11 protein-coding genes are annotated in these 12531 nt (G+C 62.2%); 8 read left to right on the forward strand and 3 right to left on the reverse strand.

What is annotated here, in order from left to right; translation table 11 throughout:
* A partial coding sequence (locus NKG95_RS23760) for a hypothetical protein (RefSeq protein WP_353042715.1) occupies positions 1-281 on the reverse strand: 281 nt, incomplete at its 3' end.
* On the opposite strand from NKG95_RS23760, the gene NKG95_RS23765 reads away from it, so the two are divergent.
* The 6 genes from NKG95_RS23765 to NKG95_RS23790 all read left to right on the forward strand — a co-directional run bounded on the left by NKG95_RS23765 (position 280) and on the right by NKG95_RS23790 (position 8406).
* Entirely contained in the window at positions 280-2076 is a 1797-nt protein-coding gene (locus NKG95_RS23765) for an acyl-CoA dehydrogenase (protein WP_353042716.1), read from the forward strand. The genes NKG95_RS23760 and NKG95_RS23765 overlap by 2 nt on opposite strands.
* 114 nt (positions 2077-2190) lie before the next feature.
* Complete coding sequence (locus tag NKG95_RS23770) at positions 2191-3360, forward strand: acyl-CoA dehydrogenase family protein (protein ID WP_353042717.1); 1170 nt, start codon at positions 2191-2193, stop codon at positions 3358-3360.
* Positions 3361-3391: 31 nt separating this feature from the next.
* Positions 3392-4600 (forward strand): acetyl-CoA C-acetyltransferase, encoded by a 1209-nt coding sequence (locus NKG95_RS23775; RefSeq protein ID WP_352547915.1) that lies wholly within the window; start codon positions 3392-3394, stop codon positions 4598-4600.
* A gap of 12 nt (positions 4601-4612) precedes the next feature.
* Positions 4613-6832 (forward strand): 3-hydroxyacyl-CoA dehydrogenase NAD-binding domain-containing protein, encoded by a 2220-nt coding sequence (locus tag NKG95_RS23780; RefSeq protein ID WP_352640403.1) that lies wholly within the window; start codon positions 4613-4615, stop codon positions 6830-6832.
* An 81-nt stretch (positions 6833-6913) separates the two neighbouring features.
* A complete protein-coding gene (locus NKG95_RS23785) occupies positions 6914-7558 on the forward strand; it encodes a S24 family peptidase (RefSeq protein WP_353042718.1) in 645 nt (214 codons plus the stop codon).
* Positions 7559-7569: 11 nt separating this feature from the next.
* On the forward strand, positions 7570-8406 hold the full coding sequence (locus NKG95_RS23790; RefSeq protein ID WP_353042719.1) for a thermonuclease family protein: 837 nt from the start codon (positions 7570-7572) through the stop codon (positions 8404-8406).
* On the opposite strand, the gene NKG95_RS23795 is transcribed toward NKG95_RS23790, so the two are convergent.
* Positions 8369-10024: a lysine--tRNA ligase gene (locus NKG95_RS23795; protein WP_352716970.1), complete on the reverse strand. Its 1656-nt coding sequence runs from the start codon at positions 10022-10024 to the stop codon at positions 8369-8371. The genes NKG95_RS23790 and NKG95_RS23795 overlap by 38 nt on opposite strands.
* 247 nt (positions 10025-10271) lie before the next feature.
* Between NKG95_RS23795 and NKG95_RS23800 the strand changes: the two genes are divergently transcribed.
* Positions 10272-10682 carry a tellurite resistance TerB family protein gene (locus NKG95_RS23800; protein WP_023719505.1) on the forward strand — a complete coding sequence of 137 codons (411 nt, stop codon included), beginning with the start codon at positions 10272-10274 and terminating at the stop codon, positions 10680-10682.
* A 15-nt stretch (positions 10683-10697) separates the two neighbouring features.
* Here NKG95_RS23800 and NKG95_RS23805 read toward each other — a convergent pair whose 3' ends face one another.
* Entirely contained in the window at positions 10698-11549 is an 852-nt protein-coding gene (locus NKG95_RS23805) for an ABC transporter substrate-binding protein (protein WP_353042720.1), read from the reverse strand.
* Positions 11550-11799: 250 nt separating this feature from the next.
* Here NKG95_RS23805 and NKG95_RS23810 point away from each other — a divergent pair, with 250 nt between their 5' ends.
* A complete protein-coding gene (locus tag NKG95_RS23810; RefSeq protein ID WP_353042764.1) occupies positions 11800-12531 on the forward strand; it encodes a helix-turn-helix transcriptional regulator in 732 nt (243 codons plus the stop codon).

Consider the following 12531-nt stretch of genomic DNA (forward strand, 5'->3'; position numbering starts at 1 on the left):
CCATTTGGCGTCGCCTGCGTCATAGGTAAAAAACCTAACAAAAAAAACCTGCCGTTTTTTTCCCTAATTAAAACCGCGGGGTTTCCGCCGCGCGGTTCTTCGTCGTTACCGTCTTTCGCCGTTTGCCGTCTTGGCGCGCGGGAGAAAATTTGCCCCATCGCAGAATTGACGTTTACGCAAACGTCAATATTTGTTATCTCGACCGCAACGTTGGTCCGTCTGCCATCCTCATATGCTGAGGCTGATTTCGGGGCCAAGACCGCATGGTGGAGGAAACGCATGCCGATCTACAGAGCGCCGATCCGGGACACGCTGTTCGTGCTGAACGAGGTGCTGGGCTATCAGCGCTATTCCAATCTTCCCGGATTTTCCGACGCGACGCCGGATGTGCTCGAGGCTATCCTTGCCGAGGGCGCGAAGCTCGCCGAAAACGTCATGCAGCCGCTCAACCGTGTCGGCGACGTGGAAGGTTGTGTGCGCCATGTCGACGGGTCGGTGACGACGCCAAAAGGCTTCAAGGAAGCCTTCGACCAGTATCGCGAAGGTGGCTGGATGGGGCTCGCCGCACCTGTCGAGTTTGGCGGGCAAGGCTTGCCCTATGCAGTGCATACTGCGGTTGCCGAATATATGGTGTCGGCCAATATGTCGCTGATGATGTATGCCGGACTGACGCAAGGTGCGATCGCTGCGATCATCACCCATGGCACCAAAGAGCAGAAGGCGACATGGTTGCCGAAGCTGGTCGAGGGCGCCTGGACCGGCACCATGAACCTGACCGAGCCGCACTGCGGAACCGATCTCGGCTTGCTGCGCACCAAGGCCGTTCCAAATGGCGACGGCACCTACAGGATCTCCGGCCAGAAGATATTCATCTCGGCCGGCGAGCATGACATGTCGGGAAACATCGTCCACCTCGTGCTGGCCCGTATCGAGGGCGCGCCGGATGGCGTGAAGGGCATCTCGCTGTTCATCGTGCCGAAGCTCAAGCTCGATGCATCAGGCAATCCGGGCGAGAAGAACACCGTCTCCTGTGGCTCGATCGAGGAGAAGATGGGTATCCATGGCAATTCGACCTGCGTCATGAATTATGACGACGCTGAAGGCACACTGCTCGGCGAGGCCAATGGCGGGCTGAAAGCCATGTTCACCATGATGAATGAGGCGCGGCTTGGCGTCGGCCTGCAGGGGCTCTCACTGTCGGAGGTTGCCTATCAGAATGCGGTTTCCTACGCCAAGGATCGTCTGCAGGGCCGCTCGCTGTCAGGGCTGAAGGCGCCGGACAGAAAGGCCGATCCGATCGTCGTCCATCCGGACATCCGCCGCAGCCTGATGACCATGAAGGCTTTCAACGAGGCCGGCCGCGCGCTGGCGCTGTGGACGGCGATCAAGTCCGACATCGCTCACCGCTCCGGTGACGACAAGGATCGCCAGGCAGCCGATGACTATACCGGCCTGATGACGCCGGTGGTCAAGGGCGTGCTCACCGACAAGGGTTTCGATCATGCGGTAATGGCGCAGCAGGTGTTCGGAGGCCACGGCTATATAGAAGAGCACGGCATGAGCCAGTTCGTCCGCGATGCCCGCATCGCCATGATCTATGAGGGTGCCAACGGCATCCAGGCACTCGACCTCGTCGGCCGCAAGCTGGCCTTGAATGGCGGTCGCGCGGTGCAGGCGTTCTTTAGGGAAGTCGGCGAGTTCTGCGAGGAGAACCGCACCGACGAGAAGATGGCGCCCTTCACCAAGGCGCTGAAGAAGAGCCTCAACGATCTGCAGGCGGCGACGATGTGGCTGATGCAGAACGGCATGGCCAAGCCCGACAATGCCGGTGCCGCCTCGACCGACTACATGCATCTCTTCGGCCTGGTGGCGCTGGGCTATATGTGGGCGCAGATGGCCAGGGTGGCCGCAGCGAAATTGGCGAATGGCGCCGACGGCGCTTCGTCTTTCTACGACAACAAGCTGGTGACGGCGCGCTTCTTCGTGGAGCGGATCATGCCGGAGACGGCGGCGCACCTTGCCCGCATCTCCAGCGGCGCCGACACATTGATGGCGCTGCCGGCCGAAGCGTTCTAGGCTCCCCTCTTCCTCGCGAGGAGGGTGGCCGCGAAGCGGCCGGGAGAGGGCGCCACGGCAGCGCGCCAGCCTCAATTCTGGCGGCGTGCTTGGAAGGAGGATCAGAGAATAAACATGACCAGTCCCGCCGAAATCCTTGGCCTTCCAAAACCCGCCTGGGCGGCGGACGAGGTCGGCATGCTTTATGACATGGCGCACCGCTTCATGTCGGAAGAGATCGCGCCGCGTTACGACGAGTTCGAGAAGAACGAGATGGTCGACCGCGAAAGCTGGCTGAAGGCGGGTGCGGCCGGCCTGCTCTGCGCCTCGATGCCGGAGGAATATGGCGGCTCGGGCGGCAGCTTCGCGCATGAGAGCGCCATCATCGAGGCGATCGCCCATGTCGGCGTCGACGGGTTCGGCATTGGCCTGCACAATTCGATCGTCGCCCCCTACATCCTCCATTACGGCTCGGACGAGCAGAAGAAGAAATGGCTGCCGAGGCTGGCGACCGGCGAACTGATCGGCGCCATCGCCATGACCGAGCCGGGTGCGGGCTCCGACCTGCAGGGCGTCAAGACGCGCGCCGAAAAGGACGGCAACCAGTACAAGCTCAACGGCTCGAAGACCTTTATCACCAACGGCCAGCTCGCTAACTTCATCATCGTCGTCACCAAGACCGATCCGCAGAAAGGTGCCAAGGGCATCTCGCTGATCGTCGTCGAGACCGACGAGGTGGAGGGCTTCGAGCGCGGCCGCAACCTCGACAAGATCGGCCTCAAGGCCAACGACACGTCGGAACTGTTCTTCAACGACGTGCGTGTGCCGACCTCGAACCTGCTTGGCAACGAGGAAGGCCAGGGCTTCGTCCAGCTGATGCAGCAATTGCCGCAGGAGCGGCTGCAGATCGGCACCACTGCTATCGCCATGGTCGAGCGGGCGCTGGCTCTTACCATCGACTACGTCAAGGAGCGCAAGGCCTTCGGCAAGGCCATCATCGAATTCCAGAACACCCAGTTCAAGCTGGCCGAATTGAAGACCGAGGCGACCATTGGGCGCGTCTTCTATAATGACTGCGTTGCCCGCCACATTAACGGCGGCCTCGACCCGGTGACGGCCTCGATGGCCAAATACTGGCTGTCAGACCTGCAGGGAAAAGTCGTCGACGAATGCCTTCAATTGCATGGCGGCTATGGCTACATGAATGAATATCCGATTGCGCGCATGTTCCGCGACGCCCGCGTCCAGCGCATCTACGGCGGAACCAACGAGATCATGAAATTGCTGATCGGGCGCGCTCTCTGAGCGACTTTCAGCAAACCCAAGGAGCAGGAAAATGGCCGAAGCTTACGTCTATGATGCCGTGCGCACGCCGCGCGGCAGGGGCAAGAAGGATGGCTCGCTGCACGAAGTGCCGGCGGTGCGGCTCGGCGCCAAGGTGCTCGAGGCGATCCGCGACCGCAACGGGCTGGACACCGGCACCGTCGACGACATCATCTTCGGCTGTGTCGATCCGGTTGGCGAGGCGGGTGCAGTCATTCCACGTGCCGCTGCTTTCGAGGCCGGCTACGACACCAAGGCGCCTGGCATGCAGATATCGCGCTTCTGCGCCTCGGGCCTCGACGCCATCAATTTCGGCGCCGCCAAGATCGCGCAAGGCGCCGACGAGATCGTGATTGCCGGTGGCGTCGAATCGATGTCGCGGGTCGGCATGGGCGCCTCCGGCGGCGCCTGGTTCATGGATCCTTCGGTCGGCCTGCCCGGCTGGTTCGTGCCGCAAGGCATATCGGCCGACCTGATCGCCACCAAATACGGGTTTTCGCGCGACGACGTCGATGCCTACGCGGTCGAAAGCCAGAAGCGTGCCGCCAAGGCGTGGGGCGAGGGCCGCTTCAAGAATTCGGTGATCTCGGTCAAGGACCAGAACGGCCTGACCATTCTCGATCACGACGAGCACATGCGGCCTTCGACCGACATGCAGTCGCTGGCCGCGCTCAACCCGTCCTTCGTCATGCCCGGCGAAATGGGCGGCTTCGACGCCGTCGCGGTGCAGAAGCATCCCGAGGTGGAAGAGGTCAACCACGTCCACCATGCCGGAAATTCGTCCGGCATCGTCGATGGCGCGGCGGCCGTGCTGCTCGGCTCGAAAAAGGCGGGAAAGACGCTCGACCTCAAGCCGCGCGCGCGTATCCGCGCCTTTGCCAACATCGGCTCCGAACCGGTGCTGATGCTGACCGGTCCGGTCGACGTCACCGAAAAGCTGTTGAGGCGGGCGAAGATGAAGCTGTCGGACATCGACCTGTTCGAGCTTAACGAGGCCTTCGCTTCGGTGGTGCTGCGCTACATGCAGGCTTTCGACATTCCTCATGACCGGATCAACGTCAATGGCGGCGCCATCGCCATGGGCCATCCGCTGGGCGCCACCGGTGCGATGATCTTCGGTACGGTGCTGGACGAATTGGAACGCCGCGACCTGAACACCGCGCTGGTGACGCTTTGCATCGGCGCCGGCATGGGCACCGCAACGATCATCGAACGCGTCTGACGGAGAGAGATGATGAGCTATACCAATTTCACCCTCGACACCGACGCCGACGGCATTGCTTTGGTCACCTGGGACATGCCGGACCGTTCGATGAACGTCTTCACCCAAGAGGTGATGCTCGAGCTGAACGTCATCGTCGACAAGGTGGCGACCGATGCAGCGATCAAGGCGGCGGTCATTACCTCCGGCAAGGATACGTTCTCGGGCGGCGCCGACATCACCATGCTGCAGAAGATGCTGGCGACCTTCGCCGCCGACAAGGCAAAGGACCCAGAGAAGGCGACCAAGGCGCTGTTCGACAATGCGGGCTATATGAACGGCCTGTTCCGTAAGCTGGAAACCTCGGGTAAGCCGTGGGTTTCGGCGATCAACGGCACCTGCATGGGCGGCGCGTTCGAATTGTCGCTCGCCTGCCATGGCCGTGTCGCGGCCGATTCCGACAAAGTGAGGATGGCACTTCCCGAAGTGAAGATCGGCATTTTCCCCGGCGCCGGCGGAACCCAGCGCGTGCCGCGGCTGACCGACCAGCAGCAGGCGCTGCAAATGCTGACCTCCGGCCAGACGCTGTCGCCGCAGAAGGCCAAGTCGATGGGCCTGATCCATGAGATTGCCGAGCCGGACAAGCTGGTCGAAACCGCCAAGGCGATGATCAGGAACGGCTTGAAACCGGTGGCGCCCTGGGACGAAAAAGGCTTCAAGCTGCCCGGCGCTCCGATCTATTCGGTGGCCGGTGCCAATCTGTGGCCGCCGGCCATCGCCATCCTGCGCCGCGAGACCTATGGCAACTATCCCGCCGCTGCCGCCATCCTGAAATGCGTTTACGAGGGTTTGCTGGTGCCGTTCGACACCGCCTTGCGGATCGAGCAGCGCTACTTCACCGAGATCATGCAGACCAGGGAAGCGGCAGCGATGATCCGCTCGTTGTTCGTGTCGCTCCAGGAACTGAACAAGGGCGCGCGCCGCCCGGCCGGTGTGCCGGAAACGAGGTTTAAGAAGATCGGCGTGCTCGGCGCCGGCTTCATGGGCGCCGGCATTGCCTATGTGACGGCCAAGGCGGGCATTCCGGTGGTGCTGCTCGACCGTGACATGGAGTCTGCCGCCAAGGGCAAGGCGCATTCCGACAACCTTATCTCGGATCAGGTGAAGAAGGGCCGTGCCAAGCCACAGGACAAGGACCAGTTGCTGACGCTGATCACGCCGACGGCCGATTACGCCGATCTCGCCGGCTGCGATCTTGTCGTCGAGGCGGTATTCGAGGATTCGGCCGTAAAGAAGGGCGCCACCGAACAGGCCGAGGCTGTGCTCAAGCCTTCGGCGACCTTCGCCTCGAATACGTCCACCATACCGATTACATCGCTGGCCAGGAATTCGGCGCGGCCAAAGAATTTCATCGGCATCCACTTCTTCTCGCCGGTCGACAAGATGATGCTGGTCGAGATCATCCTCGGCAAGAAGACCGGCGACAAAGCGCTGGCCACCGCGATCGACTTTGTCCGCGCCATCAAGAAAACCCCGATTGTCGTCAACGATACGCGCGGTTTCTATGTCAATCGCTGCGTACTGCGCTACATGTCGGAAGCCTACAAGATGCTGATCGAAGGTGTTCCGGCGCCGATGATCGAGAATGCGGCGAAAGCCGCCGGCATGCCGGTCGGTCCTCTGGCGTTGACCGACGAGACCGCGATCGACCTTGCCCAGAAGATCATGAAGCAGACGATGCGCGATCTCGGCGACAAGGCGGTCGACCCGAAGCAGATGGCGCTGATCAGCACGATGGTCGACACACACGGTCGCTTGGGTCGCAAGAACAGCAAGGGCTTCTACGACTATCCGGCAAAACCTGCCAAGAAGAAGCTGTGGCCAGGCCTCAGGGACCTCTACCCGCAACTGGCGCCGGAGAGGGTCGATTATGAGGAGCTGAAGCAGCGGCTGCTGGTCACCATCGCGCTTGAGGCGGCACGGGTGATGGAGGAGGGCATCGTTACCGATCCACGCGAGGCCGATGTCGGCTCGATCCTGGCCTTCGGCTTCGCGCCCTACACAGGCGGTGCACTGTCCTACATCGACGGCATCGGCGCGAAGAAATTCGTCAAGATCGCCAAGCGCCTGCAGAAGAAATACGGCGCCGAGTTCAGGGCGCCGAAGCTGCTGCTCGACATGGCCGAGAAGGGCGAGACCTTCTATGAGCGTTTCGATCCCTATGACAGGAACGAGGCCAAGGAGGCAGCGTGACGCCGTCTTCGGCGGTGGACAAGATGGCGGCCAAGAGGTAGAACAGGGAAGGTATTTTTTCCTGTTTCGAAGGAGAGCAAGGTGCTCTCGCATGACCGCGTTTGGGCCGCCATCGACGCTCTCGCCGAGCGTTATTCGCTTTCGGCCTCCGGGCTGGCCAGGCGCGCTGGCCTCGACTCGACGGCCTTCAACAAATCGAAGCGGCTGTCCTCGGATGGGCGGCCGCGCTGGCCGTCGACCGAATCGCTCGCCAAGATCATCGAGGCGACCGGCGCCTCGCTGGATGAATTTGCGGGGCTGGTCGAAGGCCGGGGTAATTCCGGCGCACTGCCCGTGCAGAAATCGTCGGTGCCGCTGCTCGGCTTCGCCCAGGCGGGCGCCGGTGGCTTCTTCGACGACGCCGGGTTTCCGGCGGGGCAGGGATGGGACCTGATCGAGCTGCCGGCACGGGCAACCGAAACCTCCTATGCGTTGAAGGTCCAGGGCGATTCCATGCTGCCGCTTTACCGCAATGGCGATGTCCTGATCGTCGAGCCGGGGGCTATCATACGAAAGGGCGATCGCGTCGTCGTCAAGACCAATGCCGGCGAGGTGATGGCCAAGGTGCTCGACCGCCAGACACCGAAGTCGATCGCGCTGGTCTCCCTCAATCCCGATCATCCGGACCGCGACATCCTCATGCGTGATGTCGAATGGGTGGCGCGGATTGTCTGGGCAAGCCAGTAGGCGCGGGGCCGGTGCGTCTGCCTCACCTTGCCTTGGCCGTTCTGGCGATTCCGGCGATGGCCACGGCAATTGTCGCTGGCGGCCGCGCCGTCCAGAACCAAAGCGGCGGCCCTGGCGAGCAAATTCAGGTCAGCGCTGAACCCCAGCCCGCCGCGCCGGCTACGTCGGCCATCTCGAAACCAGAGGCGGCCAAGCAGGCTACGCATTCAAGGGCAATCGATCCGGAAATCGTGGTGCCGCCGCAGCTCGGTTCCGACGAGCTTGAACGGATTGAGCCGCGCGCACCGTTGAGCGATCTGGCATTGGCCGGACTGCCCAGGCCGCCAAAAACGAAAATGCCTGACGACTGGAAAGGCACGAAACTGTTCCAGCCGGTCGCGCCGGCCGCCGGGGTCATCGAGGCAAAGGGCTATTCGATTGCGGTTTCCGGCATCGACATCGTCAAGCAGGACGAGACTTGCACCGACGGCGGCAAGTCTTGGAGTTGCGGCATCCGGGCGCGAACTGCCTTCCGCGCTTTTCTGCGCGGTCGTGCGGTGGTCTGTGCCGTGCCGCCCGAAGGCGGCCGTGACCTGATCGCCGCCGAGTGCCGGATCGGCAATCAGGATATGGGCCAATGGTTGGTCGAAAACGGCTGGGCGCGCGCCGCCAAGGGCGGCGCTTACATAGAAGCCGGCGAGAAGGCGCGTGCAGCGAAAAAGGGCGTCTTCGGGCCGGCGCCGAGCGTCTCAGGCCTGCCGCCGCTCCCGGCTGCGTCGCGATCCGCGCCTGTGGCGCCGGGCTCGATCCTGGAGGAGCAGGACGGCGTCCTCAAGCCGCCAGCTGACCAGCAAGCGCCCGTCGAATGAGCTCACGCGTTTCGGCAATGCCGTAGAGTGCGGCGAAGGAACCGAAGCGCGGCCCGCGTTCCTGACCTATCAGCACCTGATAAATCATCTGGAAGAAGGCGACGGAGACGCCGGGTCCACCCTCAGGGCTCTGCTTGGAACGATCCTGGTAGCGCTCGATCTTGCGCGCGACATTGAGGGCGGCGTTCTGGATCGCCTCGCCGGCGGCGTCAGCGGGCAGCGCGGCGAGCGCTTCCGAAAGTTTGGTCAGCGCCTCGCGCTCGACCGCGTCGGCGGCACGGTACACCTTAGCCGGCTTCACGAAATCGTCGAAATAGCGGATCGCATATTCGGTCAGCCGGTCGAGTTCGGGGTGAGTTGCCGGCGTCACACCCGGTGCGTGGCGCGAAATGAAGCCCCACAGCACGTCCCTGTTCTGCGCATTCGAGGCGCTGACCAGGTTGAGCAGCAGCGCGAACGACACCGGCAGGTCGATGATAGGCGGATTGCCGTCATGCATGTGCCAGACCGGATTGCCCAGCCGTTCTTTCCAATCCTGCTTCTGATAAGCAGAGAGGAACGTGTAATATTCGTCTACCGCCTTCGGGATGACGTCGAAATAAAGCTTCTTCGCGGTTCGCGGGCGCTGGAACATATAAAGGCTAAGGCTCTCGGTCGGCGCATAAGTCAGCCACTCGTCGATGGTTAGCCCATTGCCCTTCGACTTCGAGATCTTCTGGCCGTGCTCGTCGAGGAACAGCTCATAATTGAAGCCCTCCGGCGCTGGAGCATCGAGCGCACGGCAAATCTGCCCGGCGAGCTTGACGGAATCGATCAGATCCTTGCCGGACATCTCGTAATCGACGCCGAGTGCTGCCCAGCGCATCGCCCAGTCTGGCTTCCATTGCAGCTTGGCATGACCGCCGGTCACCGGCGTCTCGAAGCGCTCGCCGGTGTCCGGGTCGCGCCACACGATGGTGCCGGCGTCGAGCTTGCGCTCATCGATCGCGACTTGCATGACGATGCCGGTCTTGGGATGGATCGGCAGGAAGGGCGAATAGCTCTGCGCCCGCTCTTCACGCAGCGACGGCAGCATAATTGCCATCACCTTATCGAAGCGCTCGAGCATCTTGAGCAGCGTCGCGTCGAAGCGGCCGGAAGTATAATAGTCGGTCGAGGAAGCGAATTCGTAATCGAAGCCGAAACGGTCGAGGAAGGCGCGCAACCGTGCGTTATTGGCGGCGCCGAAGGACGGATACTCATTGGAGAAAGGGTCCGGTATCCTGGTCAGCGGCTTGCCGAGATACGCGCGCAGCATGTCCTTGTTAGGCACATTGTCCGGCACCTTGCGCAATCCGTCCATGTCATCGGAGAAGCACAGCAGCCGCGTCTTGACCTTGTCTTCGGTCAGCACTCGGAAGGCGTGGCGCACCATAGATGTGCGCGCCACCTCGCCGAAAGTGCCGATATGCGGCAGCCCCGACGGGCCGTAGCCGGTCTCGAACAGCACCGTTTCCGGGTAGCCGCTGCTCGCGTAGCGGGCGACGATCTTTTTCGCTTCCTCGAACGGCCACGCCTTGCTTTCGGCGGCGGCGGTGAGGACTTCCGGGCTGAGATCGATCGGCTGTTGTCCGGCCATGATGCTATTTCCTGCAGCTTTGCCGGCATCCGTGCCGGCAGCCGCATGCTCTAGACTATGATCCCGAAAAGTGGAACCCGGTTTCCGGGCAGGACCGTGATCAGGCAAGAAGATATGAGCCCCGTCCCATTTAGTCGGTATGGATCAGGCTTCAGGGCCTGACCGGAGCGTCAACGATCGCGGCTCTTTTTCCTTGCGGCGCCGGTCCCTCGTTCCTAACTTCGGGACCCGTCTCAAGGAGTTGTAAATGCCATTGTCGCCACACGAAGCCATGATCTACCTGATGGTCATCACCTCGGCGTCAGACCGCGACATGACCGATGTCGAACTGGCGCGGATCGGCGACGTCGTTCGATCCTGGCCGGTGTTTGAGGATTTCAATCAGGAGCGGCTGGTCGAGGTCGCCCAGGCCTGCCAGAAAATGCTGCAAGAAAAGGACGGGCTGGAGGGCGTCCTGGCGCGCGTCGCCGAGGCGCTGCCCGACCGCCTGCGTGACACCGCCTATGCCGCTGCCTTCGAGGTCGCGGCCGTCGATCTCGAAATGCGACTGGAGGAGGTGCGCGTGCTGCAGCTCGTCCGCCGGGAACTCGACCTTGATGCGCTGACGGTCGCCGCCATCGCGCGAGCCGCCAAGGCGCGCCTTCGCACGCTGACCTGAGCCGGCAGTCTAAGCTCAGAAAAAGCTGACCGGAAAATAGCGCAGATAGAACTCGGCGAACGTGCCTTTCACCGAAATTTCCTGCAGCGCGTAGTCGAATGCGGCGGCCAGTGCCGGGTCGTTGGCCCTGGTGGCGATCGCCATGCCCGAGCCGAGATATTCGGGCGCCAGATAGGGGCCGCCGGCAAAGCGGCAGCAGCCCGCCGCATCCGAACCGCCGAGCCAGAAGGCGAAACGCATGCCGTCGCCGAAGGCGGCATCGATCTTGCCGGCTTTCAGCTCGCCATAAAGCTCCTCCGGCTTTGCGAAGGGGACGATTTGGACGTCGCCGAAATAGTCGCGCAGCATCCGTTCATGCGCGGAGCCGGCGATCACGCCGACACGTTTGCTGCGCAGCCTGTCGAATATTGGTTCGGTCAGCGCCTGTGTCTTCAGCATGATGAAGCGTGCCGGAAACTGCAGGTAGGAGCGTGAAAACGCGTATTTCGACCGCGACTCCGGCGTGGCGGCGATGCCGGCAATGATCGCTTCGCCTTCGCCTTTCTGCAGCGCGCCTTCGAGCTCGGCCCAGGGCAGCGCCTGGATCTGGCATTTTTCGGCAATGCCGAGCTCGGCGCAGATGGCGCGCGCCAGATCGACGTGGAAGCCGGACAGCCGGCCTGCCCCATCGAGAAAGTTGAAGGGCGGGAAATCGGTGGTGGTCAGGAATCGCAGCCGCGGCAGCGTCGAAAGGTCCGGCTTTGGCAGCCGCACCTTGGCGTCCCAAAACACCGGCACCTGCGGCTCCGCGGCGCGCGCAGCACCCGCAAGCGATTGCACTCCGATCAGCATCGAGATCAATGAAATGGATATGCACCGAAACGCCACGCGACGACTCCGTCCAGTCTTGCCTCGGCTTTTCGTACGAAAATAACAGAGGCACAACGCTTTTTGGTTTCATCATGGCAATTTAGGGATATTGTTTAGTGAGTTTGCAAGTGACTGCGTGATGCCGGCTGAAGAGGGAGCAGTAGGGCGCACAAAGAAGCAGCTTTGCAGTCCGGGGTTGATGGCGTGGTGCGGATTGATCACTGCCATTGGTCTCAAGAGCGGAAGGCAACATGGGGTAGATGTTGCGATGGGTCATTTCGATCGCACCCTGGAATTGATAGATCAGTTGCAGCACGCCGGCACCGCGGCGGCGGTCTGCGAAAAGCTGTTGGGGGTAACCAGTGAGTTCGGCCTGACGGCGCTGATGGCCGGGACGGTTCCGCAACCTGGCACCCCGAGAAACCAGCAAAAGGACCATGTGCTGCTTTGCGACTGGCCGGCTGAATGGCTTGAGCGCTACGTCGCGCGCAACTACGTCGATCACGACCCCGTCGTCAGTCACATGAAGCAGCTTCAAGCGCCGTTCCAGTGGCGGGAAGCGTCTCAGGGCATCCGCATCGGCAAGAGCGGCGGCGAGGTGATGGGCGACGCCGGCGAATTCAAGCTTCGCGACGGGTTGGCCTTCCCGCTGATCACACTCGATGGCCAGATCGTCATGGTGTCGCTAGGCGGCGAGGCTGTTGAATTGTCGGGCGCCGACTTCGGGTTGGTGTCGCTGGTCTCGACTTATGCGATTGGCCGCGCCATGCAGCTCCACACCATGGCGGGCAAAACCATCGACCACGTCGAATTGACGCCGCGTGAGCGCGAATGCATGCAATGGGCCGCCGTCGGTAAGTCCGAATGGGAGATTTCACAGATTCTCGGCATTTCGGAACACACGTCAGAGAAACACCTTCTTAACGCCAAAAGCAAACTCGGTGCCGTCAATCGGGTGCAGGCGGTCGCGGAAGCGATAAGGCGCGGCTATATTAGCTAG

The sequence above is a fragment of the Mesorhizobium sp. M1423 genome (assembly GCF_040317575.1).
Lineage (GTDB): Bacteria > Pseudomonadota > Alphaproteobacteria > Rhizobiales > Rhizobiaceae > Mesorhizobium.

Coding starts and splice junctions, on each gene's coding strand:
- NKG95_RS23765 (WP_353042716.1), top strand. CDS start 280: ATGCCGATCTACAGAGCGCCGATCCGGGACACGCTGTTCGTGCTGAAC.
- NKG95_RS23770 (WP_353042717.1), top strand. CDS start 2,191: ATGACCAGTCCCGCCGAAATCCTTGGCCTTCCAAAACCCGCCTGGGCG.
- NKG95_RS23775 (WP_352547915.1), top strand. CDS start 3,392: ATGGCCGAAGCTTACGTCTATGATGCCGTGCGCACGCCGCGCGGCAGG.
- NKG95_RS23780 (WP_352640403.1), top strand. CDS start 4,613: ATGAGCTATACCAATTTCACCCTCGACACCGACGCCGACGGCATTGCT.
- NKG95_RS23795 (WP_352716970.1), bottom strand. CDS start 10,024: ATGGCCGGACAACAGCCGATCGATCTCAGCCCGGAAGTCCTCACCGCC.
- NKG95_RS23800 (WP_023719505.1), top strand. CDS start 10,272: ATGCCATTGTCGCCACACGAAGCCATGATCTACCTGATGGTCATCACC.
- NKG95_RS23810 (WP_353042764.1), top strand. CDS start 11,800: ATGGGTCATTTCGATCGCACCCTGGAATTGATAGATCAGTTGCAGCAC.